Raw genomic sequence first — 26709 nt, 5'->3', positions numbered from 1 at the left:
ACGGCTGTCGCAGCTTGCTGACAGCTCGTCAGGCTACAGCTAATCTGACGGTCAGTCAGCTATGCGTCCGGGGAGGCCGTTGTGCGCGGTGACATGGAGTGGGGGACCGTTCCGGGACTGGTGCGGTCGGCGGCCCGGCGGTACGCGGACGTCGAGGCGGTGGTGGACGGCCGTACCCGCATCACCTACGCCGAGCTGGGCGCCCGGGTGGAACGGGCGGCGGCCGCCTGCATGGCCGCCGGCGTCGAGGCGGGCGACCGGGTGGCCATCTGGGCGCCCAACTGCCTGGACTGGGTCGTCGCGGCGCTGGGCGCGGTGTCGGCGGGCGGGGTCCTGGTCCCGCTGAACACCCGCTTCAAGGGGGCGGAGGCGGCGGACGTGCTGGCGCGGAGCGGGGCGCGTCTGCTGTTCGTGACGGGGACGTTCCTGGGGACGTCGTACGTGGCCTCGCTGCGGAGGGCGGCCGGGAACGGGGACTCCCGGGGCCCGCTGCCGGGGCTGCCTCTGCTGCGGGACGTGGTGGTGCTGTCGGAGGACGCGCCGGTGGACTTCCGCACCTGGAAGGACTTCCTGGCGGCCGGGGAGGCCGTGGGGACTGACGAAGTCACCAACCGGTCGGCCGAGTTGGACGGGGAATGCCTCTCCGACATCATCTTCACCTCCGGTACGACGGGCCGCCCCAAGGGCGCGATGATCACGCATGCGCAGACCCTGCGGGCGTACGAGGTGTGGGCCGACCTGGCGGGTCTGCGTACCGGCGACCGCTACCTGATCGTGAACCCCTTCTTCCACACGTTCGGTTACAAGGCCGGGGTGATCGCGTGCCTGATGCGCGGGGCGACGATGATCCCGCAGCCGGTCTTCGACGTGGAGACGGTGCTGGCGAACGTGGCGGCGGAGCGGGTGTCGGTGCTGCCGGGTCCGCCGACCCTCCACCAGTCGCTCCTCGACCACCCGGCGCGCGACACCCATGACCTCTCGGCGCTGCGGCTGGTGGTGACGGGAGCGGCGGTCGTCCCCCTGCTCCTCGTCGAGCGGCTGCGCGGCGAACTCGGCGTCGAGACGGTCCTGACGGCGTACGGCCTCTCGGAGGCGAGCGGGATCGTGACGATGTGCCGCCGGGGCGACGACCCGACGGTGATCGCGTCGACGTCGGGGCGGGCGATCCCCGGCACCCGGGTGCGGGTGGACGCGGCGCCGGGCGAACCGGGTGAGGTACTGGTCCGGGGCTTCAACGTGATGCGCGGCTACTACGAGGACCCGACCGCGACCGGCGAGACGCTGACGGAGGACGGCTGGCTGCGCACCGGCGACATCGGCGTCCTGGACGCGGCCGGGAACCTGCGGATCACCGACCGGCTGAAGGACATGTTCATCGTCGGCGGCTTCAACGCCTACCCGGCGGAGATAGAGCAACTGCTGGGCCTGCACCCGGATGTGGCGGACGTGGCGGTGATCGGCGTACCGGACGGGCGGCTGGGCGAGGTCGGCAGGGCGTTCGTGGTGCGGCGCCGGGGCTCGGTGCTGACCGGGGACGACCTGACCGCCTGGGCGCGGCGGGAGATGGCGAACTACAAGGTGCCGCGGGCGGTGGAGTTCGTGGCGGAGCTGCCGAGGAACGCGAGCGGGAAGGTGGTGAAGGGAGAGCTGCGGAGCCGCCGGCTCGTCTAGGCCTGCTTCGTACGGGCGGTGGCGACGGGCTGGTGGCCGTGCCGGGGCTGCCGGACCCGGGCCAGGACGATGGTGTCGTCGTCCCTGACGCCGGACCTGACGTCGGACCGGCGTCGCCAGCCGGCCGGAGCCTCGGCCATGACCACGCCGAGCACAAGCCAGAACAGCATCTCGATCCGGTCCAGGTTGGACGGGTTGTCCAGCATGCCGGCCAGGAAGAACCCGGTCAGCGAGGCGAGCCCGAACGTGCCGAGCACGGACTTGGCGCGGGCGCCCCGGGCGGCGCCGGCCCAGGCGACGACCGAGATGGCGGTGATGGCGAGCAGCCCGAGCGGCCCCGTCTCCACCAGCCAGTTGAGCCAGAGGTTGTGGGCGTGCACGAACACCCGGTCCCCGGGCGCCGCGGCCGATATCGCCTCACCGGACCGCCCGAGGCCCACGCCCAGCGGATTGCGCCGGGCCACCTGCAACGCGGCGGACCAGGCCTGCCCGCGCACGCCCAGCGAGTCCCCGGCCCGCGACACGGCCCAGATCGCACCGGCCGCACCGAGCAGGAACACGGCCCCCACGGAGGCGAACACCCGCTGCTGCACCCGGTCGGCGAACCGGGGCGCCAGCCAGTAGGCGCCGCCGAGCACGAGCAGACCGGCGACGGCGGCGACGTACTGGGCACGGGAGAAGGTGACGACCAGCGCGCCGTACCCGAGGACGACCATGACGACGATCGCCGTACGGGCCGTGCGCTCGTCCACCGACACGGCGGCGAGCAGGGCGAACGGCAGCAGCAGGACCAGGCAGGCGGCGAGCAGGTTGGGGTTGGCGAAGGTGCCGGTGGCCCGGATCAGCACATCGCCGCCGCCCGCGTCGCAGGCGACGTCGGTGAGCAGGCCGGTGCGGCAGAAGCCGGTCGGGGTGCCGTTGGTGACCTGCGAGAAGGCGCTGGTGGCCGCGGCGGCGACGCCGGCGAGCGCGAGCAGTCCGATGGCGCGCCAGGACTCGGGCTGGGTGCGGCGCACGCCGACGACGAGGTAGAACGTCGCGATGACGGTCAGCAGGCCCCGCAGCGGGGCGGTGGGGTGGCCGCCGCCGTACGTCGCCGCCACCGCGGCGACGAGGAGCAGCGCGACGGGCAGGTCCAGCCGGGTCCGGAAGTCCCGGAGCCGGGCGCGGGGCCGCCCCGGCACGGGAATCACGAGCGCCACCAGCCCGACGAGCAGCGTCAGCCGGGTGGGCGTGAGGACCCCGGTGATGGGATCGTCGGGGAAGAAGTCGGTGGCGGAGTCGAGCAGCACGACGGCCAGCGCGCCGAGCGGCACGAACTGGGCGGCCGCGGCGGGCAGCCCGGGGGGTGTGGTCCGGTCGGAAGCCATGACACCCGAGCGTGGCCGCCGACCACGACGCCCGGGTTGCGCCCGGGCGAACGAGGCGAAGCGCCTTCACGAGGTATGCGCGGGCGCCACCCGGCCGCTCCCCGGTGCCTGATGGAGGATCTGTGCCACTGGGCCGGAGGCGAACCCCGTCGCCACCTGGGCGGGAACGGGTCCAGGGCCGTACCCCTTGGCACAAAACCACCAATCACCCGCGTACGACCGCGACTGAGTGAGATCTCGGTGGACGGTTGCAACACCAAGGCCGCCACGTCCGGCGGCGAGCAGGCAGGGCGTTCGCCGGTCGACCGTGCTGGTCGAGCATCTCCGTCAGGTCGTCCATCGCGGGTCTCCTCATCGATCCTCCCAGTACTGCGTAGTACTTAGTACCGCTATGCGGTATCACGGAGTGGCACGGCGAGCGGCGGACGCGGGGCCACGGAAGCGAGTCGAATCATCGGCGCCGCGCTTGGTGCGCGGCACGGGAGGGGACTGGACGTTGCTCCACCTCACTGCAGTACTGATGCCGCTCCGCATGCACATCCGACGCGCGACCAACCTCTGCCGCTGGGGTGCCCGGCCCACCACCCGCCGCCTCAAGTGATCCAATTGCCGGTCGGTCTTACGCGGCCAGAGCCGCGCGGATCTGCTGGATCATCCAGGCCGGGCGGTGGAAGACGTCCTCCGCGGTGAAGCGCAGGAGGCGTCGGACCTCGGGGCATTGGAGGATCTGGTTGAAGCGGGTGACGTCCCGGCGGTGGGCCTCGCGCGTGCCGTGGTAGGCGTAGCCCTCGATCTCCACGCCCAACCCCTCGGCGCGGAAGAGGAAGTCCAGGTGGCGGCGGGAACCGCCGTGGGGGCGCACCTCCGCCTGGGTCTCGGGGCTGAGGCCCGCGTCGAGCATGTGCAGGCGGGCGACCGTCTCCGCGGGGGAGCCGGCGCCGCGGTCGACGAGGCCCAGCCAGTTCCGGGCCCTGGCCGCCCCACGTAGCGGTGCTTCAAGAGCGACGGAGACGGCGGCCGGAACGGTGAGCGGGGCCCGGCGGTCCCGGCCGACCCGACGGTAGCCGAGGGCGGATTCCACGGCGACGAGGGCGTCGTCCCTGGGACCGGCACGCAGAAGATCGGCGAGCGTGCGCGGCACTTCGGTGACCCGAAGGCCCCAGCGCTCGACGACCTCGTGCTCGGGGAGAGGGATGCGATGCACTCGTACGCCGGTGACGCACTGCCGGAAACTGAGCTCGGGGTCGGTGAACTCCAGGCGGCCCGGCCCATCCCGCTCCCGCTGATCCGGGCCCAGCGTCTCGATCTGCCAGAGGCAGGCCGCCGAGCGGTGACTGGCGACGAGTTGCGGGTGGAGGAGCTGCGTCGCCTTCAGATGCGCGAACTGATCGACGCGCGCCCCTGGCTCAGCCCAGGCCCCGGACCGCACCCGGCACCAGCCCTCCACCTCCAGCCGTCGGAAGAGCGAACGTCGGGGCCACCCGGCCTCCAGCGCCCGCGAGGTGAGCAGCACGCCGCCCTCGGCGAGCGCCCGCAAGTCCTTGTGCCCCACGACATCAGTGTCGCGGAGGCCGGGGGCCGGTCACCGCGCCTGTGGATAACCCGCTGACCGGCACGGGCCGCGCTCAGCGCACCAACTCCACCACGAACGCGGCCCAGGCGGGGGCGGGGAAGAGAAGTACGGGACCTTCGCCGTCCCGCTTGGAGTCGCGGACGGGGATCACCGCGCCGGGGTGAGTGACGGCCACTTCGACGCACTCGCCGCCGCTGCCGTTGCTGTAACTGCTCTTGCGCCACACGGCGGTGCTCAGGTCGGTCCCGGTGCTTGCCATCTCGGTAGTCCTCTGCCGCTTGTTCGATCACGGCCAGGGACGCTTCTGGCGGGAGTGCTGCGGCCCTGAGCAGATCGTACGACCTGCGGTAGTCCTTCACGAGCGCCGGACAGTCGATGAGTTGGCCATTGTGGAGGCCCTCGGTGTAGGCCACCGGCGGGGCGTCCGGGAAGGTCATGACCCTCATCATGCCCATCGTGAACGGGTGCGCGTGCGCCGTTTCCGGGAGGATCTGCAGAACGCCCTGTGTGGAGCGGATCACATGGGTGATGTGCTCCAACTGCGCCGCCATCTCCTCCGGTGGGAGGAGCGGTTTGCGGGGCTGCCATGGCAGCGAGGTGTGTACGACGGCCTCGGCGTATGCCGGGGTCTGAAGCAACCCCGGCACCAACATCGGAGCCCAGTCCTCGATCGACTCCGCCCCCTGTTCCATCTCCGCCACGTCCGCGAAGTACTCCGCATGCCCCGACTGCCGCGCCTTGCGCGCGTCTTCACAACGGCGCTCGAAAAACCCGTCGGTCTTCAGCACCTTGTCGACGTGCCGGGCCAGATCCACCGGCATCGCCGCTCTCCCCGTTCGATTTGGCTCAGAAAGGGGACGCCGCGGAAGCTTCCCTCCGCCAACTGCTCAAGCGTCAGCCCCGCCAGCTCCCGCTGATAGCGCAATTCGGCGCCGTAGAAGGAGGGGACGTTCGCCGAGGCGTCGGGGTCCTTGCGTGGGGGCACAAGCCATCACCGCCGTTTGCCAGTTGCGCTTGCGCAGCCGAAACCTCTTCAAAAGGTACCGGCGGGGGCGTCACCGTGTGACTGTTTCGTCACAGAGAGCACAGGAAGGCGTACGCAATCGTGTCGTCCTCAAATCCCCCTCCGTCCACCGCGCCACCTCCGCCTACGACACCGCCCTCTGCGTGGAGGACCTACGCGACGCCCTCGCCGCCCACGGCATCACGCTCCCGTCCCTCCGGGTGGACCTGCCGAGCTTCGCGGGATCGTCCGGCGGCTCGGCGGGGCTGGTGGCGTTGGGCAACTGCAACATCGCCTCCGTCCGGAAGCTGTCCGCCGTACTCCGTGAGGCGGCCGGAGCATGACCCCGGCGCGTTTCCAGGCGGACCTGCTCGCCGTCCCGAAGGCCGTGCCGGAGCTGCGCGCCGCCGTGCGCGGCCACTTCGGCGGACCGTGTCCCGACGTGCAGCTGTGCGTAAGCGAGCTGGTGAGCAATGTCATCCGGCACGTGGGCGAGGGCGCCCCCATCCGCGTACGGGTGTCGGGCGGTGCTGCCGACGGCTGTATCCGCGTCCAGGTCACCGATCCCGGCCCGCGAGCCCTGCCCGTACTCCAGTACGCCACCGCCACCGACGAGTCCGGGCGCGGGCTGGCGCTGCTCGACGCGGTGGCGTTGCGGTGGGGCGTGGAGCAGGGAGGCGACTGGAAGACGGTGTGGTGCGAGCTGGAGTAGGCGGGGATCCTGGCGTACGACGTGCGGGGCATGTCCGTCTGAGCAGGGTGCCCGAACGGGCGCCGGCCCCGGACACACCTCGGCCGCGGCGGCTCCCCCTCGGTGCCGCCGCGGCCGGTCCCCGTGTGGAGGAAGGGCCGGTCAGGCCGTCTCGCCCGTGGCGTGGATGTTGTCCGTGCCGACCTCCGCGGTGCCGTCGTCCACCTTGAGGGGGTTCGCGGTCGTCAGCGGCTCGCTCGTCGCGTGGATGTTGTCCGTGCTGACGGTCGTCTCGTCCTCGACGTCCGTCGCGTGGATGTTGTCGGTGGTGTTGTTGTCGCTCATGTTCCCTGCTCTCCCCTGACAGTTCGGTGCCTGAAATAGGCCGCCTGTCCGGCGGCTCCCCCGAGCCCGCCGGACAGGCGTTGTGACCGCTCACCGTAGTGCAACGGCCCAGGTCGCCCGCCTGCCCCCCGACGCGACGGAACGACAGGACGAGAGTGACGGACGGCGATAAACGAACGATGAACGCTCCCGAGGGCGGACTCAGGTCACGGCGAGCGGCTGGAGGAGGGCCCGGACCGGGCCGGCCTCGGGAGCGCCCAGCGTCTCGAACAGGTCCAGTGCCTCGCGCCAGCAGACCTGGGCCCGGCCGGGCTGCCCGATGCCGCTCAACGCGTGCCCGAGCACCACCAGCACGTTGGCCCGCCGCCAGTCGCCGCCGATGCCGCGCAGCACGGTCAGGGCCGCCTCGGCGTTGGTGGCGGCCTGCCCCGGACGCGGCGCGGCGAGGTCGACCTCGGCCAGACGGAACAGGGACATGCCCTCCCACATGCGCTGGCGGCTGTCCCGGAACACCTCCAGAGCCTCCTGCAACCGGGCGGTCGCCTCGGAGAGCGCGCCGTGCTTGGTCAGGGCGAGGCCGAGGGCGTAGCGGCCGTTGGCGCCCTTGAGGGCGTGCCCCATGGCGTCGTACATTTCCGTGCCCTGCCGGGCCAGGGCCACCGCGCTCTCGGTCCGCCCGGTGGCCAGATGGATGCGGGAGAGGTTGCACAGGGCACTCGCCTCGCCCGGGCGGTCGTCGCAGGCGCGGAAACCCTCGATCGCCTGGTTGAGATGGGCCTCGCCGTCCTCGTTGCGGCTCTGGTAGACCGCGATCACCCCGAGGATGTTGGACGACCAGCAGCTCGCCAGCGGATCGACGGACGCGCTCGTCAGTTCGCGGGCCCGCCCGGCCTCCTCGTCGGCCAGGTCGAACCGGCCGGTGACGCTGTGGGCGTAGGCCAGCGTGATCAGGGCCCGTGCCTCCGCGTGCGGGTCCTCGGCCCTGCGTGCCGCCTCGCGCAGTGCCGCGGCGACTTGGGCGTACTCCTTGGAGTTGGTGCCGGACTCGGCCAGGTCCACCGCGGCCCACAGCACGTCGACCGCCCGCGTGAGGAGTCCCGAGCCCGCGGACTGCCGTACGCACGCCAGCAGGGACACCGCTTCCGCGTACAGCCAGTCCTGCGCCCGGTGCCGGTCCGCGAAGACCAGCCCGGGGTGGTCGGGCGTGGCCAGGTGGTCCACCAGCCGGTCACCTGGCCGCTCCAGGGCGTAGACCCCGGCCGCCGTCGCCAGATAGAAGTCCAGCAACCGGGACAGCGCCGCCTCCCGTTCACTCGGGGGCTGTTCGTCGCGTTCCGCGCACGCACGCGCGTAGAGGCGGACCAGGTCGTGGAAGCGGTAGCGGCCAGGAGCCGCCGATTCGAGCAGCGACGTGTCGACCAGGGACTCCAGCAGGTCCTCGGTCGCCTCTGCCGGCAGGTCGAGTACGGCCGCGGCAGCCGCCAGGGAGATGTCCGGGCCGTCCGCCAGGCCCAGCAGGCGGAAGGCGCGGGCCTGGGCCGGTTCCAGCTGGCCGTAGCCGAGTTCGAAGGTCGCCTTCACCGCCAGGTCGCCGGCCTGGAGTTCGTCCAGGCGGCGGCGTTCGTCCGCGAGCTTCGCCGCCAGCACCGAGACCGTCCAGGTGCGGCGGGCCGCGAGCCGGGACGCGGCGATGCGGATCGCCAGCGGCAGGAAGCCGCACGCGGCCACCACGTCCAGGGCCGCCTCCCGCTCGGCGGCCACCCGCTCCTCGCCGACGATCCTCGTGAAGAGCTGGAGCGCCTCGTCGGGGGACATCACGTCCAGGTCCACCAGATGCGCCCCGGCCAGGTCGACCATCCGGACCCGGGAGGTGACCAGCGCCGCACAGCCCTCGGTGCCCGGCAGCAGCGGACGTACCTGGGCCGCGTCCTTCGCGTTGTCCAGGAGGACCAGGACCCGGCGGCCGTCCAGGACCGAGCGGTACAGGGCCGCCCGGTCGTCCAGGGTGTCGGGGATGGCGGAGTCCGGGGTGCCCAGGGCGCGGAGGAAGGAGCCCAGGACCGTCTCCGGTTCCGCCGCCCGGGGCCCCGCGCCCTGCAGGTCGACGTACAACTGGCCGTCCGGGAAGGCCGATCGGGCCCGGTGGGCCACATGGACGGCCAGGGTGGTCTTGCCCACGCCGCCGATGCCGGCCAGCGCCGACACGGCCATCACCCGGCCCTCCGCCGACGCCAGCACCTCGCCCAGTTCGGTGACGGAGGCGGCCCGTCCGGTGAAGTCGGGCACGGTGGCGGGGAGTTGGGCGGGGCGGACGAGGGTGGCCGGGGGGTCCGCCGTGGGGGAGGAGGGTTCCGCCAGGGCCGGGTCGGCCTGGAGGATGCGTTGCTGGAGTTCGCGCAGGCCCGGACGCGGGTCCACGCCCAGTTCCTCGGCGAGCAGGCGGCGCGTGTCGGCGTACACGGCGAGGGCCTCGGCCTGCCGGCCGCTGCGGTACAGGGCCAGCATCAGCAGTTCACGCAGGCGCTCGCGGAGCGGATGGGCCGCCGTCAGTGCCGTCAGCTCCGACACCGCCTCCGCGTGGCAGCCCTGCTCCAGGTCCATGTCCAGGCGGGATTCGAGGAGTTGGAGCCGCCACTCGTCCAGGCGGACCCGGTGGGCCTCGGCGTACGGGCCGGGGACGCCGGCCAGCGCTTCGCCGTCCCAGCGGGACAGCGCCTGGTTCAGCACGTCCCGGGCGTGGGCCAGATCCCCGGCGCTCCGCGCCTTCTCCGCCTCCGCCGCCAGGTCCTGCACCACCGCCAGGTCCAGGGCGCCCTCGCCGAGGCCGCGCACCGCGTAGCCGCCGGACTCGCTGACCAGGACGCCCGGGTCCAGGATCTTCCGCAGCCGGGACGCGTACGTCCGCACCGCCGCCAGCGCCTGCGACGGCGGCTCGGGGCCCCACAGCGCGTCGATCAGCTCGGCCGCGGTCGCCGTGCGGCCCTCGCGCAGCAACAGGGCGGCGAGCAGCGCGCGTTGCTGCGGGGAGCCGGTGTTGAGCGGCTGCCCCTCGTGCCAGGCGCGCACCGGACCGAGCACACTGAAGCGCAACGCCGCCGCCTCCGCAGAGGAGGAGGGGCGCCGCTGCTCCGGTACCCGCGGTCCACCGTCCATGCCCGTCCCCCTAGACATCCCGATCCACTCCGTCAGTTTGCCTTGTTCACGGGAGTCGCGTCAGCCTGGCGAGACACCGATCACAGGCCGACACGCGGTGGTCCACATACCCTTCACAGCCCGGTGGCCTCCGTGAGGAGGCCCGGTCCGTGACGGAACGTTTCCGCGTCCCGCCCCGGCGGACCGTCGACGACTGCCTGACGAACCGTCACCCCCTAGCTGACGGTTCGTCAGATCGGCGCTACCGTGAGCGCCATGGACACCCAGGACGGCACCCTTCCGCTGATCATCTCCGTCGACGACCACACCGTGGAGCCGCCGGACGTCTGGCAGTCCCGCCTCCCGAAGAAGTACCTGGACACGGGGCCACGCATAGTCCGGGCCCCGCTCAGGGAGATGAGCTTCCTCGGCGGCCGGTTCAAGCCGGTCATGGGCAAGCCGGGGGAGGACGGCCCCACAGGCGACTGGTGGATATACGAGGACCTGCACCGCCCCCTCACCCGCCTCGACACCGCGGTCGGCTACAGCCGGGACGAGATCAAGCTGGAGGTGATCACCTACGAGCAGATGCGGGCGGGGTCGTACGACGTCCCGCAGCGGCTCGCCGACATGGACGTCAACCACGTCCAGTCCGCCCTCTGCTTCCCGACCTTCCCCCGCTTCTGCGGGCAGACCTTCACCGAGGCCAAGGACCGCGAACTGGCCCTGCTCTGTGTCCAGGCCTACAACGACTGGATGGTGGAGGAGTGGTGCGGCCCACTGGCCCAGGGCCGGCTCATCCCCCTCATCCTCATCCCCCTGTGGGACGCCGCACTGGCGGCCGCGGAGGTCCGCCGCAACGCGGCCCGGGGCGTCCGCGCCGTCGCCTTCTCCGAGATCCCCCCGCACCTCGGGCTCCCCTCCGTCCACACCGACGACTGGGACCCCTTCCTCGCCGCCTGCGACGAGACCGGCACGGTCGTCGCCATGCACATCGGCTCCAGCAGCCGTATGCCCTCCACCTCCGCCGACGCCCCACCGGCCGTGGGCTCGACGATCACCTTCGCCAACTGCTGCTTCTCGATGGTCGACTGGCTGATGAGCGGCAAGTTCGAGCGCTTCCCCAACCTGAAGGTGATGTACGCGGAGGGCCAGATCGGCTGGATCCCCTACATCCTGGAGCGCGCCGACGTCGTCTGGGAGGAGAACCGCGCCTGGGGCGGCGTCGCCGACAAGGTCACCCGGCCGCCCTCCGAACTCTTCGCCGAGCACGTCTACGGCTGCTTCTTCGACGACGCCTTCGGCCTGCAGAACCTCGACGCGATCGGCCTGGGCAACGTGCTGTACGAGACCGACTACCCCCACTCCGACTCCACCTGGCCGAAGTCACGGGAGGTCGGCGAGGCCCAGATGGGCCACCTGGCCCCGGACGTGATCCGGCGGATTGTCCGCGGCAACGCCATCGACCTGCTGGGCCTGACCCCGGAGGGCCTCTGGGACGGCGGTCCGAAGTGACCGACTACGGCATCCAGCTCCCCGTCCAGTCCCAGTCCACGATCTACGCCGAGGAATGGGAGGCGGCCGCGGGCGCCGAGGACCTGGTCGAGATTGCCCGTGCCGTGGACCGGGCCGGCTTCGCCTACCTCGCCGTCTGCGACCATGTGGCGATCCCGCACCGGCTCGCCCCCGCGATGAGCACGGTCTGGTACGACCCGGTCGCCACCCTCGCCCACCTGGCCGCCGTGACCGAGCGGGTACGGCTGCTCAGTCACGTCGCCGTCGTGGGCCTGCGGCACCCCCTCCTCTCCGCCAAGCAGTACGCGACCCTGGACCACCTCTCCGGCGGCCGCCTGATCCTCGGGGTCGGGGCGGGGCATGTGCGGGAGGAGTTCGAGGTGCTGGGCGTGGACTTCGGGCAGCGGGGCGCGGTCCTGGACGAGGCGATCGACGCGCTGCGCGCCGCCCTCGGCCCCGACGAGTTCCCCACCCACCACGGGAAGTTCTACGACTTCGAGGGACTGGGGCAGCGGCCCCGTCCCGCCCAGCGCCGGGTGCCCGTGTGGGTCGGCGGCTCGTCACCGGCCGCCGTACGCCGGGCCGCGCTCAAGGGCGACGGCTGGCTGCCGCAGGGCGACCCCAGGGACCGGCTGCCCGACCAGATCGCCCGGCTGCGGCGGCTGCGCGAGGAGGCCGCCCGCGGCGGAGCCGCTGTTGGATGCGGCATGGAGCCCCTGACCATCGGCGCGATCACCGAGCCGCTCTACGTCGGCACACCGAAGTGGGACGTCGGCCGCCGCACCCTCAGCGGCACCCCCGAGGCCCTCGCCGAGTCGCTGAGGGCCTACGCCGAGATGGGCGTGCACCAGATCCAGGTGCGGTTCCGCAGCCGGAGCCGGGCCGAACTCATCGACCAGATAGGCATGTTCGGGGCGGACGTCGCGCCCCGTCTGAGCTGAGGAGCGGGTGGCATGGGCAAGCTGGACGGGCGGGTCGTCATCGTCACCGGGGCGGCGCGCGGACAGGGCGAGCAGGAGGCGCGGCTCTTCGTCGAGGAGGGCGCGAGCGTGGTCGTGGCGGATGTGCTGGACGACCTGGGCGAGGCGCTCGCCAAGGAGATCGGGGCGCGTTACGTCCACCTGGACGTGGGCGTGGAGGAGGAGTGGCAGGCCGCCGTCGCCGCCACGAAGCAGGCGTACGGCCGGCTCGACGGGCTGGTGAACAACGCGGGCATCCTGCGGTTCAACGCGCTCGTGGACACGCCCCTCGACGAGTTCATGCAGGTCGTGCAGGTGAACCAGGTCGGCTGCTTCCTGGGCATGAAGACGGTGGCGCCGGAGCTGGCCGACGGCGGGACCATCGTCAACACGGCGTCCTACACCGCGCTCACCGGCATGGCGGCGGTCGGCACCTACGCGGCGACCAAGCACGCGGTGCTCGGGCTCACCAGGGTCGCCGCACTGGAACTGGCCGACCGGCGGATACGCGTCAACGCGATCTGCCCGGGCGCCATCGACACCGCGATGTCCAACCCGGCGCGGCTCGACCCGACCGCCGACCCGGAGGAGATGAGCCGGGCCCTGGACGAGCTGTACCGCAAGCTGGTGCCGCTGGGCCGGATCGGACGGGCGGAGGAGGTGGCCAGGCTGGCGCTGTTCCTGACCTCGGACGACTCGTCGTACATCACCGGGCAGCCGTTCGTGATCGACGGGGGCTGGCTGGCCGGGGTCTCGATAATCTGACGGGCTATCAGGTATTGACGGCGGAAGCGGCCGGTGCGACAGTCGGCCAACGACGGTATCTGACGGAGCGTCAGAGAATATGGGACGGTGAACCGCCTTGGAATTCGGGCTCTTTGTACAGGGATACGTGGGCAAGCGCGCCGAGACCGACCCGCTGGCCGAGCACAAGGCACTGATGGAGGAGACCGAGTACGTCATCCAGGCGGACAAGTCCGGCTTCAAGTACGCCTGGGCCTCCGAGCACCACTTCCTGGACGAGTACTCGCACCTGTCGGCGAACGACGTCTTCCTGGGCTACCTCGCGCACGCGACCGAGCGCATCCACCTCGGCTCCGGCATCTTCAACCCCCTCGCCCAGGTCAACCACCCGGTGAAGGTCGCCGAGAAGGTCGCCATGCTCGACCACCTCACCGGCAACCGCTTCGAGTTCGGCAGCGGACGCGGCGCCGGCTCCCACGAGATCCTCGGGTTCCTGCCGGGCATCACCGACATGAACTACACCAAGGAGATCTGGGAGGAGACCATCGCCGAGTTCCCCAAGATGTGGCTCCAGGACGAGTACGCCGGCTTCCAGGGCAAGCACTGGCAGCTGCCGCCGCGGAAGGTACTGCCGAAGCCGTACGGCAGGTCCCACCCGGCGATGTGGTACGCGGCCGGGTCGCCGCCGTCGTACGCCATGGCGGCGAAGAAGGGGCTCGGTGTCCTCGGGTTCAGCATCCAGAAGGTCTCCGACATGGAGTGGGTGCTCGAGCAGTACAAGACGGCGATCGTGAACGCGGAGCCGGTGGGTGACTTCGTCAACGACAACGTCATGGTGACGACGACGGCGATCTGCGCGCCGACGCATGACGAGGCGATCCGGATCGCCGCGTCCGGGGGGCTGCACTACCTTCCGTCGCTGGTGTTCCGGTACCACGACACGTTCCCGCGGCCCGAGGGCTTCCCGGTGTGGCCGGAGACGCTGCCCGAGTACACACCGGAGTTCGTGGAGCTGCTCGTCGAGGAGGAACTGCTGATCTGCGGCGATCCGGACGAGGTGCTGCGGCAGTGCAAGCGGTGGGAGCAGGCGGGCGCGGACCAGCTGAGCTTCGGGCTGCCGGTGGGGGTGCCGAAGGAGGAGACGCTGCAGACGATCCGGCTGATCGGGGAGCACGTCATTCCGAAGATCGACACGGATCCGGTGCACCGGACGACCCGGTTCCGGGGTGCCGCGTAATCGCCGTTGCGGGGTGCGGGTGCGCTGTGGCTGGTCGCGCTCACGCGGCGGAGCCGCACATCGATGCAGTCCCGCGCCCCTTTTCCGTACCGGAGTTGAAAAGGGAGCCCCATGCTTGATCACCTCATCAAGGGCGCGACCGTCGTCGACGGGACGGGTGCACCCGCGTTCACCGCCGACGTCGGTATCCGGGACGGTCGTATCGCCGTCGTCGGAACCGTCACCGAGGATTCCCGCACCGTCGAGGACGCCGCCGGGCTCGTCCTCGCCCCCGGTTTCGTCGACCCCCACACCCACTACGACGCACAGCTCTTCTGGGACCCGTACGCGACCCCCTCCCTCAACCACGGTGTCACGACCGTCGCCGCCGGGAACTGCGGGTTCACCCTCGCCCCCTTGAAGCCGGGGGACGCCGACTACACCCGCCGCATGATGTCCAAGGTCGAGGGCATGTCGCTGGTCGCCCTGGAGGAAGGGGCGCCCTGGAGCTGGACCGGCTTCGGGGACTATCTCGACGCGCTCGAAGGGCGGATCGCCGTCAACGCCGGGTTCATGGTCGGGCACTGTGCCCTGCGCCGGTACGTGATGGGCCCGGATGCGGTCGGCGGGCAGCCCAGCGAGGAGCAACTCACTGCGATCGTACGGCTGTTGCACGAGGCCATGGACGCGGGCGCCTGGGGCCTCTCCACCACCCAGTCCTCCACCCACTCGGACGGCGACGGACAGCCGGTCGCCTCCCGGCACGCCCGCCCCGAGGAACTGCTGGCCCTCTCGAGGGCCGTCGGGGAACACGAGGGCACCCAGATCGAGGCGATCGTCGCCGGCTGCCTCGACCAGTTCAGCGACGCCGAGATCGAACTGTTCGCAGACATGAGCGCGGCGGCGGGGCGGCCCCTGAACTGGAACGTGCTGACCATCGACGCGGCCGTGCCCGAACGCGTCCCCCGCCAGCTCCAGGCCAGTGAGCGGGCCCGGAAGGCGGGCGGCCGGGTCGTGGCGCTGACCATGCCGATCCTCACGCCGATGAACATGTCCCTCGGGACCTTCTGCGCGCTGAACCTGATCCCCGGGTGGGGCCCGATCCTCGGGCTGCCGGTACCGGAGCGGATCGAGAAGCTCCGCGACCCGGACGTCCGCGCGGAGATGCTGGAGCGCGCCCACTCGAAGGAGGCCGGTGTCTTCCGGCGGCTCGCGAACTTCGGGCGGTACGTCATCGGTGACACCTACAGCGAGGCCAACGCCGGGCTGTCGGGCCGGGTGGTCAAGGACATCGCGGCGGAACGCGGGCAGGACCCCTTCCACTGCCTCGTCGAGATCTGCGCGGCGGACGAAGTCCGTACGGTCCTGTGGCCCATGCCCACCGACAACGACCCCGCCTCCTGGGCGCTGCGCGCCGAGACCTGGCAACACGAGGACGTGATGCTGGGCGGGTCGGACGCCGGGGCGCACCTGGACCGGATGTGCGGGGCGCCGTACACGACCCGGTTCATCGGTGACTGTCTGCGCGGCCGGAAGCTGCTCGGACTCGAACGGGCGGTCAAGATGCTGACCGACGATCCCGCCCGGCTCTTCGGGCTGCGCGAGCGCGGCCGGATCGCGGAGGGCTGGCATGCGGACCTCGTGCTCTTCGACCCCGAGCGGATCGCCGCCGGCCAGGCCACCCTGGTCCACGACCTGCCGGGAGACAGTCCCCGCCTGGACTCGAAGGCGATCGGGATACGTGCGGTCTGGGTGAACGGCGTCGAGGCCATCCGCGACGACGTGGTGAGCGGCGCCGTACCCGGAAAGGTACTGCGGTCCGGGCGGGACACCCGGACGGTGAGCACCCGGTGAGCGATACGGCGGACGGGCAGCGGCTGTTCGTCGGGGGCGCGTGGGTCGAGCCCGACGCCGGGTACTACGAGGTCGTCGACCCGGCGACCGAGGGGACCGTCGGCTGGGCTCCCGAGGCCTCCGAGGAGCAGGTCCTGGCCGCCTGCGCGGCCGCCCGGGAGGCCTTCGACGGCTGGTCGCGGACGCCGGCGGCGGAACGGGCGGCGGTCCTCGGCCGGGCCGCCGACATCATCCGGGGCCGGCTGAAGGAGTACGCAGACCTGGCCCGGGCGGAGACCGGCGCGACGACAGGGACCGCCCGGGCGATGCAGGTGGGGGTGGCGACGGCCCGCTTCCGGCGCTACGCCACCGTCGAACCGTCCGAGTGGGCGATCCCCCCGCAGATCAACGAGGCCGGGCCGATGGGGAAGGCGGGCGTGATGGGCGCGCTGGCCGTGCGCCAGCCGGTGGGAGTGGTCAGTTGCATCACCTCCTACAACAACCCGTGGGCCAACCCGGCGGGCAAGGTCGCGCCCGCGCTGGCGATGGGCAACACGGTGGTGGTGAAACCGGCCCCGCAGGACCCCCTGTCCGTCTACCGGATGGCGGAGGCACTGGAGGCGGCGGGCGCCCCACCGGGCGTGGTGAACGTCGTCTCCGGCCGGTCGACCGGCGTCGGCGAGGCTGCCGTGGCCTCGCCCGACGTCGACATGGTGAGCTTCACCGGATCCACGGCCGTCGGGCAGCGCATCGCCGAGGTGTGCGGGCGGGACATGAAACGGCAGCTGATGGAGCTGGGCGGAAAGGGCGCGGCGGTCGTCTTCGCGGACGCGGACGTCGGCTCGGCGGTGGCGGGAATCGGCACCACCTTCTCCTTCTACAGCGGACAGATCTGTACGGCACCCACGCGGGTGCTGGTGCAGCGGGGGCTGTACGACCGGCTGGTGGACCAACTCGCCGCCTACGCGAGCCGGTTGAAGGTGGGCGACCCGGCGGCACCGGACACGGTCGTCGGACCGCTGATCACCGCCGGGCACCGGGCGCGCGTGGAGTCGTACGTCGAAGTGGCGAGGAAGGAAGGCGCGACGGTGCTGGCCGGTGGCGAACGCCCGCCGCTGGACCGGGGTTTCTACCTCACTCCCACCCTCCTCGCCGACTGCACCAACGAGATGCGCGCGGCCCGCGAGGAGATCTTCGGCCCCGTCGTCTCCGTCATCCCGTTCGACGAGGAGGAAGAGGGCATCGCCCTCGCCAACGACTCGGACTACGGCCTCACCGACTACGTCTGGTCGGGGGACGTGGCCCGCGCCTTCCGGGTGGCGCGGCGACTGAGGGCGGGGGGCGTCGGGATCAACACGGTCGGCCGGAACATGGAGGCCCCCTTCGGCGGCTTCAAGAAGAGCGGGGTGGGCCGGGACGTCGGCTCCTACGCCCTGCACGCGTACAGCGAGGTGCAGGCGATCGTCTGGCCGGGGTGAGGGGCGGTTACTCCTGGCGGGTGGCCTCCGCGGCCGGGGCGTGCCGGGTGGCGGGCCCCGTGCCGTAGAAAGACGGAGCGAGTTGCCGACTGCGGGAGGACGCCTTGCCGAGTGCTGATCCGATCCTGGTCACCGGTGCCGCCGGTGGCATCGGAAATGTGGGCGGTACGGTCGTCAGGGAGTTGCGCCGGCAGGGAGTGCCGGTGCGAGCCCTGGTGCACCGCGACGACGACCGTGCCACCGCTCTGCGGGCCATCGACGGCGTCGAGGTGGTGGTCGGTGACCTCACCCGTGGCGCGGACGTGGTGGTTGCCCTGGAGGGGTGCCGCAGGGCCTACTTCGGGATGAGCCCGTCGCCCGACTACCTGGAGGCCGCGGCGACCGTGGCGGCGGCGGCCCTTGAGGGCGGACGGCTTGCACTGCTGGTGCACATGTCACAGATGACCGTCTCCCAGATGGACCTCGTCAGCAGCGCGGAGTCGCACCAGCAGCGACTGCACTGGCTCTCCGAACACGTCCTCAACTGGTCCGGGCTGCCCGTCGTCCACATCCGGCCGACGGTGTTCATGGAGAACCCTCTCTTCGGCATGCTCGCCGTGGCCTCCGTCCGACGTGACGGCACCATCCGCCTCCCCTTCGGCAGCGCACGCACCTCACCGGTGGCCGCCCGCGACGTGGCCGCGGTGGTCTCCCGACTGCTGCTCGACCCTTCACCACCGGTCGGCCGGGTCTACGAACTGACCGGCGCCGCCTCCCGCGACATGACCGCGATTGCCGCCGAGTTCTCCGCCGCGCTGGGACGCACCGTGACGTACGTCGACGTGCCGTACGACGAATGGGTCGAGCGCGACCTCAAGCCGCTGGGCCTGCCGCCGCATGTCTTCGCCCACATCGCCACGATGGCCCGACTGCACGGCGAGAACCGCTACGACCGGGCGACCGACGATGTGAGGGAACTCCTGGGCCGCCCGCCCTCGGGCTTCGACAGCCTGCTCGAAGCCCTGCCGGACTGACCCACGCTCAGCCGTCCAGGTCCACCCGTACCGTCAGCAGGTTCGTCCCCAGCAGCCGTACGGCCGCGCTGTTGCCCCGGGGCAGGGTGCGCAGGCGGGCCACCGGGTCGTCGTCGGGCATGAGGTGGGCCGTGCCCGAGTGCCACTTGCCCCCGATGCGGACCCGCACCCTCGGGTCGGCCTTGATGTTGCGGACGTACTGGGAGTGTTCGCCGAACTCCGACACCAGCCAGAAGGAGCCGCCGACCCGCCGACCACCGAGCGGTGTCCGGCGGGGCAGCCCCGAGGTACGCCCGGTGGTCTCCAGGAGGGTCTGGAAGGGGAGAAGCCGGGTCAACGGGTTGGCGATGTGCCGCTGGAAGGCGGTGGTCATACGGAATCTGCGATCTGACATGGTTCCTCTGTTTCCGAGGCGGGCCACGGCCTCACCGTCCGTCGGCGGACTTCACCTGGTCGAGCAGGGCCACGAAGGCCACGGCGCTGACGGTGACGACGGTCCGGGGCGGGTCGGCGTCGGCTATGTGGACGGAGGTGGGGGAGGCGGGAGTGGTGGATATGTGGGCGCAGGCCTCGCCTTCCTGGCAGTACGACGGCTTCCGCCAGCGGCGCGTGGACATACCGGCTCCTTCAAAGGTTCTGGGTGATGGCGTGGATCAGGTCCCGGGACTTCTCGGGGCTGAGGGCAGTGGCTTCGACGACGTCCGCCGTCCGTGGAATACACCCGCGTTGACCACGCGTAAACGCCTGAAGGACACCTGTGACTAGGCGCTGTCCCGGAAGTTGGATCTGGTCGAGCCCTTCCTGCCCGGAGTCAGGCGTTGTGGAGACAGGCGGCCTGATTCTGCAGGGCTGTCACCATCGCCTGTGCCTGAGCGGAAGGGCGTGGCCGGGTCACGGCGACAGTCGCACGTCCGGGCCAGGAGCTGTCGGTGACGGCCACGCCTCGTACACCTGTCGGCAGGGCCGGTAGGGCCACATCGGGGATGACAGTGATGCCCAGGCCGGCCGCGACCAGGCCGAGGCGTGTCGACCAGCTGCGCGCGGTGTGGGCGATGCGAGGGTCCGGCAGGGTCGGCCAGGCTCCGAACTGCGGCTCGCCCGCCGCTTCGTCCCCGGCGATCCAGTGCTCCTGGGCAAGGTCCGGCACGGTGATGCCGGCGTGGCCCGCGAACCGGTGCGTGTCCGGGACGGCCACCAGAAGGTCACCTTGGAGCACTGTGGTCTGCCTCAGTTCGCTCAGGTCGTAGTCCGGCAGGCCGTGGCCGACCCCGATGATCGCCACGTCCAGCCGGCCGATCTGCAGTCGCCGGAGCAGGGCGGGCGTCGAGGCCTCCGCCAGGATCACGGCGAGACCCGGATGACCGGACGTCACCTGCGCCATCGCTCGAGGGACCAACGCCATGGCGGCGGTGGGGTAGGCGCCGATCGTGAGGCGGCCTGCGAGCCGGTCACGCAGACCGGCGAGTTCCAGTTCGGTCGCCGAAATGTCGGCGAGGATCTCCGTCGCGCGACGGACGAGCACCTGGCCTGCCGGGGTGAGCGCCGCGCCTCGTCGTCGGCGGTCGAAGATCGGTGCTCCGGCTGCCGCCTCCATGGCAGCGACCTGGCGGGAGATGGCCGACTGTGTGTAGCCGAGCATCTCGGCGGCCCGAGTGAACGATCCCGCGGCGGCGACCTGGTGAACGACGCGGAGGCCCGCAAGGGTGAACTCGGCCATGGTAGCGAATCTAACATGCGTGTTCGTCATGGAAATCGTGCGTAATCATCGTTGGACCGCATGGCTGGAGGCGGGGCAGGCTGGTGACATGACACAGCGATTCAATCGAAACGAACTCGTGGCGCGACTGATCCGCGCGGGTGAGCTGGAGGTGTCGGGCGAGGATCCGGCCGAGGCCGCGACGTACTTCGACACGGAGAAGTTCCGCTTCCACGGGCCGGACGGCTTCGAGTCCGACTTCGCCGGGCTCACCGCCTACTTTGACTCCGTGCGCGAGGCCTTCGACGACCGGGCGATCCGGCGCGGCATCGTGGTGGCCGAAGGTGACCACCTGGCTTGCCAGACATGGATCGAAGGCACCTTCGCCCGCGAGTTCACCCAGTCACCGGCCGGCCCGCTGCCGCCCAACGGCAAACGCATCGTGTTCGACCTGATCAACATCTTCCGCTTCGACGACCGGGGACGCCTCATCGAGGAGTGGGTACGCACCGACAACCGCAGTCTCTTGCGCCAGCTGGGCGCCGAAGGAAGCTAGCCGGGCGGCCTCGGGCGAGGCCGGCCACCAGCGGCGTGAGCGGGAATGTCGGTGAGCGGCACGGCGAACAGCGAAAATCGGAGCGTCAACGGAGCCACCTTCCCGCTCCTTGGTTGCGTCGCCTGCGCACCCGCTGGGAGATCCGCGACGACGTCCGTCCACGAAGCCTTCCTCACCCTCGGCTGCAGCATCATCTGCTCCAGCGGCACCTGGCCGGAGATCGCGGTCAGCGCGCCCGATCCACCACGGCGTGGTGGTAGCCGTTGGCCGAAGGCATGCCCTCGGGGTGGACGAGGCCGACGCGGCCGACGTGCCGCCTCAACGCCCCAGGAAGATCGGGTTCGTCAGTGCCGCCAGTGCCCCCGGTACCGGGCCCGCCGCCGTCTCGTGGCGCAACTCCGCCCGTACGTAGGCCGCGTACTGCGGGGTCGTCTGCCACTCGACCACGCCCGAGCCGGCCACCGGCAGCGGGTCGCTGGTGAGGAGGACGCCCTCGTCGGTGATGAAGCGGACCGTGCAGCGCGGGGCGCCGGAGGCCTCCAGGCGGACGGTCACCGGGGTGTCGGCGGCCACCTTCAGCCGCTCGCCCATCCCGGCCTGCTCGCCGCGCCCGCCGGTCGCCGTGAACGTGAGCGACACGTTCTTCGACTCGGCGATGTAGGAGCGGCCCGCGCGCAGGCCGTCCTGGATGGCCTCGCGGGTCAGGTCGTCGGCGAGGACGACCGTCTGGGGCGCGCCGACGGCGTCCGGGTCGCGGTGCGCGTCGCTGTTGCCCATCGCCGGGAGCCATTCCTTGTTGTCACGCACCGAGGCGACCAGCGTGGCGTCCCAGGCGTTCAGGGCCACCTCGTCGTCGGGGGTGTAGGGGCCGTTCCACACCTCGACCGCGTCCGCGTCCCCGAACCCGAACTTCCAGGCGCAGCCCACACACGTGGCGTGCGGATGCGCCGGTACGACCAGGCCGCCGGCCTTGTGGATCTGCTGGGCGAACCTGCCGAACCGGTTGTCCCGGGCCCGGTAGCGCCAGTCGACGAAGGTGCCCGGGTCGGTGCCGAGGGCGACGACATGGCCGTTGCGGGTGGTGATCTCCTCACCGAGCATGATCAGCAGGTCGTCGCCGGCCTGGTCGGCCCAGTGCGCGTGCGACGCGTGCGTGTTGTGCTCGGAGGAGTTGATGAAGTCCAGGCCGGCCGCGCGGGCCAGCGCCGCGATCTCGGCCGGGGTGCGGCGGCCGTCGGAGTACCAGGAGTGCAGGTGGCAGTCGCCCCGGTACCAGTCCCGGCCCCGGCCCTTCGCACGGGACGGCGGGTACACGGGCCGGACGGGGGTGCCGGGTTCGCCGTACGTCAGCGTGATCGTCAGCTCGTAGTCCAGGCCCTGTGGGGCGACCGTGTAGGGGCCGAGGGCGACATACCAGGTGCCGGCGTGGACCGGGCCGGGAAGGTAGCCGGGGGTCGCGTCGTCGGCGCGGACGAAGAACTCCGTGCGCGCCCCGCCCGACCAGCCCCTGAAGCCCTTGCCGCCCAGCTCGGTGCCGTGCTGGTCGAAGAGGCCGATGTCGAGGGCGTTGCCCGTGGTGCCGGCCGGGACGCTCGGCCGGTCGTAGGTGTAGGAGACCTTGATCTCCCGGACGCCGGCGGGTACCTCGACCGGTACGTACACGAAGTCGGGGCAGCCGGGCGGCAGCGTGCCGCGTACCGTCGCCGTCTCCTGAGTCCCCGGGTCCTGACCGTCCGCCGCTGCGAAGCTCACGGTTCCCAACGTAAGGGCTGCCGCCGCGCCCGTCACGAACAGCGCGCGTCTGCCGATGCCGTGCGTGTCCTCACACATGCCGTCGACTCTCCTCTCCCGACGTGAACTCCCATGGAAGGGAAGGGAATCCACAGGCATCCGTATGTCATGTGCATAGCCGTGTGGGCAGCGGTGTGAAAGATGGGGCTCGTGATGCCGACCAGTCGGTATGGACATGTCGAGCCACCCCCGGTACAGATGGGGCATGCGCATAGCCGTCACGATCTTCCTCACCGACGAGACCATCACCCCCGTCCGGCTCGCCCGTGAGCTGGAGGCCCGCGGTTTCGCCGGGCTGTACCTGCCCGAGCACACGCACATCCCGGTCGAGCGGACCACCCCGTACCCGGCCGGCGGCGACCTGCCCCGCGAGTACGGCCGCACCCTCGACCCCTTCGTCGCCCTCGGCCAGGCCGCCGCCGTCACCGAACGCCTCGGCCTCGGCACCGGCATCACCCTGGTCGCCCAGCACGACCCGATCGACCTCGCCAAGCAGATCGCGACCCTCGACCACCTGTCCGGCGGCCGTTTCACCCTCGGCGTCGGCTTCGGCTGGAACGTCGAGGAGGCCGCGGACCACGGGGTGCGGTGGCGGACCCGGCGGGAGCTGACCCGGGACCGGATGGCCCTGATGCGGGCGCTGTGGACGGCGGAACCGACCGCCTACGAAGGTGAGTTCGGGGGCGTACGGGCGAGCCACGCGTTCCCCAAGCCGGCGCAGAAGCCGCGCGGGCCGGTCGTCGGGCCCCGCACGCTGGTCGGCGGGGCCGCGGGGCCGAAGCTGTTCGCGCACATCGCGGAGTATGCCGACGGGTGGATGCCGATCGGGGGACGCGGGCTGGCGGAGTCGGTGCCGGCGCTGCGGGGGGTGTGGGCCGAGGCGGGGCGTGATCCGGGGGCGCTCCAGGTGGTGCCGTACGCGGTGCAGCCGACGGCGGGGAAGCTGGCGCACTATGCCGAGCTGGGGATCGAGGAGGTCGTGGTGCAGCTGCCGCCGGCGGGGGAGGGGGAGGTGCTGGGCGTGCTGGACGCGTGTGCTCAGTACCTGTGAGGGGGGCGCCGACTCGTCTGCCGGGCTGAGACGGTGGGCGGCCGCGGTCGTGTCCCGCGTCGTGGTGTAGGGGATCAAGCGTCAAGTGTTCCGGTACGAGGCCCCTGGCGCTCTCCGCGGAGACGGCCTTCCACGAGGCGCCCTGCTGAGGGGAGTTGAACGCCTGGTTCGGCGGAGTCACCACCCCCGGCCCGCGAATTCCGGTGCCTTGATCGGCTACACCACCGAGCGGACACCGAGCGGGACGCCATCGCGGCCGCGGGTCGGGAGGTGGTTGCTCGCGCGGTTCCCCGCGTCTCTGAAGGGGCACACTGTGGCGCTCCTTCTTTCAGGGGCGCGGGACCGTGTCGATGTGCGGCCACCGCCGCGTGGGCGCGACCAGCCACAACGCACCCGCGGTCGCCCACGCGCAGCACGCCCCCGGGCCCCACTGAAACCGCCCAGCCCGAACGTATGCTCAAAGAATGACGACTTCCGCGATCCCCGGAACCGGCGGCCCCACCGAGAACTCCATGCGTCGCGCCCTCAAACGCGCCCGGGACGGTGTCGCCCTCGACGTCTCCGAGGCCGCCGTTCTGCTCCAGGCGCGCGGCGAGGCACTCGACGACCTCGCCGCGTCCGCCGCCCGGGTGCGCGACGCCGGTCTGGAACAAGCGGGCCGCCCGGGTGTCATCACGTACTCGAAGAGCGTCTTCATCCCCCTCACCCGCCTGTGCCGCGACAAGTGCCACTACTGCACGTTCGTCACCGTCCCCGGCAAGCTCCGCCGGGACGGGCACGGGATGTTCATGTCCCCGGACGAGGTCCTCGACATCGCCCGCAAGGGTGCGGCCCTCGGCTGCAAGGAAGCCCTGATCACCCTCGGCGACAAGCCGGAGGACCGCTGGCCGGAGGCGCGCGAGTGGCTCGACGCGCACGGTTACGACGACACGATCGCCTACGTCAGGGCCATCTCCATCCGCATCCTGGAGGAGACCGGCCTGCTGCCACATCTCAACCCCGGCGTGATGTCCTGGACCGACTTCCAGCGGCTGAAGCCGGTCGCCCCGTCCATGGGCATGATGCTGGAGACGACCGCGACCCGCCTCTGGTCCGAGCCGGGCGGCCCGCACCACGGCTCCCCCGACAAGGAACCCGCCGTCCGGCTGCGGGTCCTGGAGGACGCGGGCCGTTCCTCGGTCCCGTTCACCTCGGGCATCCTGATCGGCATCGGCGAGACGTACGAGGAGCGGGCCGAGTCCCTCTTCGCGCTGCGCCGCGTGGCCCGCTCGTACCACGGCATCCAGGAACTGATCATCCAGAACTTCCGCGCCAAGCCGGACACGGCGATGCGCGGCATGCCGGACGCCGAACTGGACGAACTGGTCGCCGCGGTCGCGGTGGCCCGCCTCGTCATGGGACCGGCCGGCAACATCCAGGCCCCGCCCAACCTCGTCGACAGCGAGTACGAACGCCTCATCGCGGCCGGCATCGACGACTGGGGCGGGGTCTCCCCGCTGACCATCGACCACGTCAACCCCGAACGCCCCTGGCCGCAGATCGAGGAGCTGGCCCGGAAGTCGGCCGCCGCGGGCTTCGAGCTGCGGGAACGGCTCTGTGTGTACCCGGAGTTCGTGCGCCGCGGCGAGCCCTGGCTGGACCCGCGGCTGCGTCCGCACGTGGCCGCGCTGGCGGACCCGGAGACGGGCCTGGCGGTCTCCGGCGCGGCCGTCGAGGGCCACCCGTGGCAGGAGCCCGAGGAGGTCTTCACCGCCTCCGGCCGCACCGACCTGCACACCACCATCGACACCGAGGGCCGTACGACCGACCGGCGCGACGACTTCGACGAGGTGTACGGCGACTGGGGCGCCCTGCGCGAGGCGGCCGCCCCCGGCATGGCACCCGAGCGCATCGACACCGACGTACGCCAGGCCCTGGCGACCGCGGCCGACGACCCCACGAAGCTCACGGACACCGAGGCCCTCGCCCTGCTCCACGCGGACGGCCCGGCACTGGACGCGCTGACCAGGATCGCCGACGACGTCCGCAGGTCGGCGGTCGGTGACGACGTCACCTACATCGTCACCCGCAACATCAACTTCACCAACGTCTGCTACACCGGCTGCCGGTTCTGCGCCTTCGCCCAGCGCCGCACGGACGCCGACGCGTACACCCTCTCCCTGGACCAGGTCGCCGACCGGGCCCAGCAGGCGTGGGAGGTCGGCGCGGTCGAGGTCTGCATGCAGGGCGGTATCCACCCCGACCTGCCCGGCACGGCGTACTTCGACATCGCGAAGGCGGTGAAGGAACGGGTGCCCGGCATGCATGTGCACGCCTTCTCGCCGATGGAGGTCGTGAACGGCGCGACACGCACCGGCATGTCGATCCGGGAGTGGCTGACCGCGGCGAAGGAGGCGGGCCTGGACACTATCCCCGGCACGGCGGCGGAGATCCTGGACGACGAGGTGAGGTGGGTCCTGACCAAGGGCAAGCTCCCCACCGCCACCTGGATCGAGGTCGTCACCACCGCCCACGAGGTGGGCATCCGCTCCTCCTCCACGATGATGTACGGCCATGTCGACCAGCCCCGCCACTGGCTGGGTCACCTGCGCACCCTGGCCCGCATCCAGCAGCGGACCGGCGGCTTCACGGAGTTCGTGACCCTCCCCTTCATCCACACCAACGCCCCCGTCTACCTCGCGGGCATCGCGCGCCCGGGCCCGACCATGCGCGACAACCGGGCGGTGACGGCGATGGCCCGCCTCCTCCTGCACCCGCACATCCCGAACATCCAGACAAGCTGGGTCAAACTGGGTACGGAGGGTGCGGCGGAGATGCTCCGCTCGGGCGCCAACGACCTCGGCGGCACGCTGATGGAGGAGACGATCTCCCGTATGGCGGGCTCCTCCTACGGCTCGTACAAGTCGGTCCGCGACCTGATCGCCGTGGCCGAGGCCGCCGGCCGTCCGGCGAGGCCCCGTACGACCGTGTACGGCGAGGTGTCCGAGGAGCGTCAGCGGGCGGCGGAGGCGTCCGACGGGCACCTGCCGGAGCTGCTGCCGGTGCTGGACTGAGCGGCGAGCGGCCGGGCAG

The 26709-nt window shown here is 71.5% G+C and carries 22 protein-coding genes and 1 pseudogene; 13 read left to right on the top strand and 10 right to left on the bottom strand.

Annotated elements, in window-relative coordinates; all coding sequences use genetic code 11:
• The first annotated feature begins 81 nt into the window (after positions 1–81).
• Entirely contained in the window at positions 82–1671 is a 1590-nt protein-coding gene (locus ABTY98_RS10400; RefSeq protein ID WP_352220453.1) for a FadD3 family acyl-CoA ligase, read from the top strand.
• On the opposite strand, the gene ABTY98_RS10395 is transcribed toward ABTY98_RS10400, so the two are convergent.
• The 4 genes and pseudogenes from ABTY98_RS10395 to ABTY98_RS10375 all read right to left on the bottom strand — a co-directional run.
• Positions 1668–3041 (bottom strand): O-antigen ligase family protein, encoded by a 1374-nt coding sequence (locus tag ABTY98_RS10395; protein WP_352220452.1) that lies wholly within the window; start codon positions 3039–3041, stop codon positions 1668–1670. The two genes, ABTY98_RS10400 and ABTY98_RS10395, sit on opposite strands and share 4 nt — an antisense overlap.
• Positions 3042–3660: 619 nt before the next feature.
• On the bottom strand, positions 3661–4593 hold the full coding sequence (locus tag ABTY98_RS10385; protein WP_352220451.1) for a hypothetical protein: 933 nt from the start codon (positions 4591–4593) through the stop codon (positions 3661–3663).
• Between the two features lie 73 nt (positions 4594–4666).
• On the bottom strand, positions 4667–4873 hold the full coding sequence (locus ABTY98_RS10380; protein ID WP_352220450.1) for a DUF397 domain-containing protein: 207 nt from the start codon (positions 4871–4873) through the stop codon (positions 4667–4669).
• A pseudogene (locus ABTY98_RS10375) lies at positions 4857–5599 on the bottom strand (helix-turn-helix domain-containing protein); the annotation flags it as partial. The gene ABTY98_RS10380 and the pseudogene ABTY98_RS10375, both read right to left, overlap by 17 nt.
• Before the next feature lie 182 nt (positions 5600–5781).
• On the opposite strand from ABTY98_RS10375, the gene ABTY98_RS10370 reads away from it, so the two are divergent.
• Both ABTY98_RS10370 and ABTY98_RS10365 read left to right on the top strand, forming a co-directional pair.
• Positions 5782–5961, top strand: coding sequence for a hypothetical protein (locus ABTY98_RS10370; RefSeq protein ID WP_352220504.1), 180 nt, complete (start codon positions 5782–5784; stop codon positions 5959–5961).
• A complete protein-coding gene (locus ABTY98_RS10365) occupies positions 5958–6329 on the top strand; it encodes an ATP-binding protein (RefSeq protein WP_352220449.1) in 372 nt (123 codons plus the stop codon). Before ABTY98_RS10370 ends, ABTY98_RS10365 begins: the two co-directional genes overlap by 4 nt.
• Before the next feature lie 141 nt (positions 6330–6470).
• On the opposite strand, the gene ABTY98_RS10360 is transcribed toward ABTY98_RS10365, so the two are convergent.
• Together ABTY98_RS10360 and afsR are read right to left on the bottom strand one after the other, a co-directional pair.
• A complete protein-coding gene (locus ABTY98_RS10360; RefSeq protein WP_352220448.1) occupies positions 6471–6653 on the bottom strand; it encodes a hypothetical protein in 183 nt (60 codons plus the stop codon).
• 201 nt (positions 6654–6854) lie between these two features.
• Positions 6855–9806 (bottom strand): SARP-family global regulator AfsR, encoded by a 2952-nt coding sequence (gene afsR / locus ABTY98_RS10355; protein ID WP_352220447.1) that lies wholly within the window; start codon positions 9804–9806, stop codon positions 6855–6857.
• Positions 9807–10061: 255 nt separating this feature from the next.
• Here afsR and ABTY98_RS10350 point away from each other — a divergent pair, with 255 nt between their 5' ends.
• The 7 genes from ABTY98_RS10350 to ABTY98_RS10320 all read left to right on the top strand — a co-directional run bounded on the left by ABTY98_RS10350 (position 10062) and on the right by ABTY98_RS10320 (position 18543).
• Entirely contained in the window at positions 10062–11300 is a 1239-nt protein-coding gene (locus ABTY98_RS10350; protein WP_352220446.1) for an amidohydrolase family protein, read from the top strand.
• Entirely contained in the window at positions 11297–12241 is a 945-nt protein-coding gene (locus ABTY98_RS10345; protein WP_352220445.1) for an LLM class F420-dependent oxidoreductase, read from the top strand. Before ABTY98_RS10350 ends, ABTY98_RS10345 begins: the two co-directional genes overlap by 4 nt.
• Before the next feature lie 12 nt (positions 12242–12253).
• Positions 12254–13024: an SDR family NAD(P)-dependent oxidoreductase gene (locus ABTY98_RS10340; protein ID WP_352220444.1), complete on the top strand. Its 771-nt coding sequence runs from the start codon at positions 12254–12256 to the stop codon at positions 13022–13024.
• A gap of 97 nt (positions 13025–13121) precedes the next feature.
• Positions 13122–14240, top strand: a complete 1119-nt coding sequence (locus tag ABTY98_RS10335) for an LLM class flavin-dependent oxidoreductase (RefSeq protein WP_352220443.1) — start codon at positions 13122–13124, stop codon at positions 14238–14240.
• A gap of 111 nt (positions 14241–14351) precedes the next feature.
• Positions 14352–16073 carry an N-acyl-D-amino-acid deacylase family protein gene (locus ABTY98_RS10330; protein ID WP_352220442.1) on the top strand — a complete coding sequence of 574 codons (1722 nt, stop codon included), beginning with the start codon at positions 14352–14354 and terminating at the stop codon, positions 16071–16073.
• Complete coding sequence (locus ABTY98_RS10325; protein ID WP_352220441.1) at positions 16070–17530, top strand: aldehyde dehydrogenase family protein; 1461 nt, start codon at positions 16070–16072, stop codon at positions 17528–17530. The genes ABTY98_RS10330 and ABTY98_RS10325 overlap by 4 nt, the downstream gene beginning before the upstream one ends.
• Positions 17531–17634: 104 nt before the next feature.
• On the top strand, positions 17635–18543 hold the full coding sequence (locus ABTY98_RS10320; RefSeq protein WP_352220440.1) for an NmrA family NAD(P)-binding protein: 909 nt from the start codon (positions 17635–17637) through the stop codon (positions 18541–18543).
• 7 nt (positions 18544–18550) lie between these two features.
• Here ABTY98_RS10320 and ABTY98_RS10315 read toward each other — a convergent pair whose 3' ends face one another.
• The 3 genes from ABTY98_RS10315 to ABTY98_RS10305 all read right to left on the bottom strand — a co-directional run bounded on the left by ABTY98_RS10315 (position 18551) and on the right by ABTY98_RS10305 (position 20260).
• Positions 18551–18937, bottom strand: a complete 387-nt coding sequence (locus ABTY98_RS10315) for a nitroreductase family deazaflavin-dependent oxidoreductase (protein ID WP_352220439.1) — start codon at positions 18935–18937, stop codon at positions 18551–18553.
• 31 nt (positions 18938–18968) lie between these two features.
• Positions 18969–19160, bottom strand: a complete 192-nt coding sequence (locus tag ABTY98_RS10310; protein ID WP_352220438.1) for a DUF397 domain-containing protein — start codon at positions 19158–19160, stop codon at positions 18969–18971.
• Positions 19161–19354: 194 nt separating this feature from the next.
• Positions 19355–20260, bottom strand: coding sequence for a LysR family transcriptional regulator (locus tag ABTY98_RS10305; protein WP_352220437.1), 906 nt, complete (start codon positions 20258–20260; stop codon positions 19355–19357).
• 28 nt (positions 20261–20288) lie between these two features.
• Between ABTY98_RS10305 and ABTY98_RS10300 the strand changes: the two genes are divergently transcribed.
• Positions 20289–20795, top strand: a complete 507-nt coding sequence (locus tag ABTY98_RS10300; protein WP_352220503.1) for an ester cyclase — start codon at positions 20289–20291, stop codon at positions 20793–20795.
• Between the two features lie 318 nt (positions 20796–21113).
• On the opposite strand, the gene ABTY98_RS10295 is transcribed toward ABTY98_RS10300, so the two are convergent.
• Positions 21114–22625, bottom strand: a complete 1512-nt coding sequence (locus ABTY98_RS10295; protein WP_352220436.1) for a CehA/McbA family metallohydrolase — start codon at positions 22623–22625, stop codon at positions 21114–21116.
• 166 nt (positions 22626–22791) lie between these two features.
• On the opposite strand from ABTY98_RS10295, the gene ABTY98_RS10290 reads away from it, so the two are divergent.
• Together ABTY98_RS10290 and ABTY98_RS10285 are read left to right on the top strand one after the other, a co-directional pair.
• Positions 22792–23637 (top strand): LLM class F420-dependent oxidoreductase, encoded by an 846-nt coding sequence (locus tag ABTY98_RS10290; RefSeq protein WP_352220435.1) that lies wholly within the window; start codon positions 22792–22794, stop codon positions 23635–23637.
• A 464-nt stretch (positions 23638–24101) separates the two neighbouring features.
• A complete protein-coding gene (locus ABTY98_RS10285) occupies positions 24102–26690 on the top strand; it encodes a bifunctional FO biosynthesis protein CofGH (RefSeq protein WP_352220434.1) in 2589 nt (862 codons plus the stop codon).
• Positions 26691–26709: the final 19 nt, after the last annotated feature.

The sequence above is a fragment of the Streptomyces sp. NPDC096040 genome (genome assembly GCF_040303265.1).
Classification (GTDB): Bacteria; Actinomycetota; Actinomycetes; order Streptomycetales; family Streptomycetaceae; genus Streptomyces.
Note: the sequence above shows the minus strand (reverse complement) of the source record. Positions and strands in the feature narration are given on the sequence as shown.

Bases quoted from the DNA above. Each gene is read 5' to 3' on its own strand.
- ABTY98_RS10295 (WP_352220436.1), bottom strand. From the start codon at position 22,625: ATGTGTGAGGACACGCACGGCATCGGCAGACGCGCGCTGTTCGTGACG.
- ABTY98_RS10300 (WP_352220503.1), top strand. From the start codon at position 20,289: ATGGAAATCGTGCGTAATCATCGTTGGACCGCATGGCTGGAGGCGGGG.
- ABTY98_RS10395 (WP_352220452.1), bottom strand. From the start codon at position 3,041: ATGGCTTCCGACCGGACCACACCCCCCGGGCTGCCCGCCGCGGCCGCC.
- ABTY98_RS10365 (WP_352220449.1), top strand. From the start codon at position 5,958: ATGACCCCGGCGCGTTTCCAGGCGGACCTGCTCGCCGTCCCGAAGGCC.
- ABTY98_RS10340 (WP_352220444.1), top strand. From the start codon at position 12,254: ATGGGCAAGCTGGACGGGCGGGTCGTCATCGTCACCGGGGCGGCGCGC.
- ABTY98_RS10330 (WP_352220442.1), top strand. From the start codon at position 14,352: ATGCTTGATCACCTCATCAAGGGCGCGACCGTCGTCGACGGGACGGGT.
- ABTY98_RS10305 (WP_352220437.1), bottom strand. From the start codon at position 20,260: ATGGCCGAGTTCACCCTTGCGGGCCTCCGCGTCGTTCACCAGGTCGCC.
- ABTY98_RS10360 (WP_352220448.1), bottom strand. From the start codon at position 6,653: ATGAGCGACAACAACACCACCGACAACATCCACGCGACGGACGTCGAG.
- ABTY98_RS10290 (WP_352220435.1), top strand. From the start codon at position 22,792: ATGCGCATAGCCGTCACGATCTTCCTCACCGACGAGACCATCACCCCC.
- ABTY98_RS10350 (WP_352220446.1), top strand. From the start codon at position 10,062: ATGGACACCCAGGACGGCACCCTTCCGCTGATCATCTCCGTCGACGAC.
- ABTY98_RS10310 (WP_352220438.1), bottom strand. From the start codon at position 19,160: ATGTCCACGCGCCGCTGGCGGAAGCCGTCGTACTGCCAGGAAGGCGAG.
- afsR (WP_352220447.1), bottom strand. From the start codon at position 9,806: ATGGACGGTGGACCGCGGGTACCGGAGCAGCGGCGCCCCTCCTCCTCT.
- ABTY98_RS10380 (WP_352220450.1), bottom strand. From the start codon at position 4,873: ATGGCAAGCACCGGGACCGACCTGAGCACCGCCGTGTGGCGCAAGAGC.
- ABTY98_RS10315 (WP_352220439.1), bottom strand. From the start codon at position 18,937: ATGTCAGATCGCAGATTCCGTATGACCACCGCCTTCCAGCGGCACATC.
- ABTY98_RS10285 (WP_352220434.1), top strand. From the start codon at position 24,102: ATGACGACTTCCGCGATCCCCGGAACCGGCGGCCCCACCGAGAACTCC.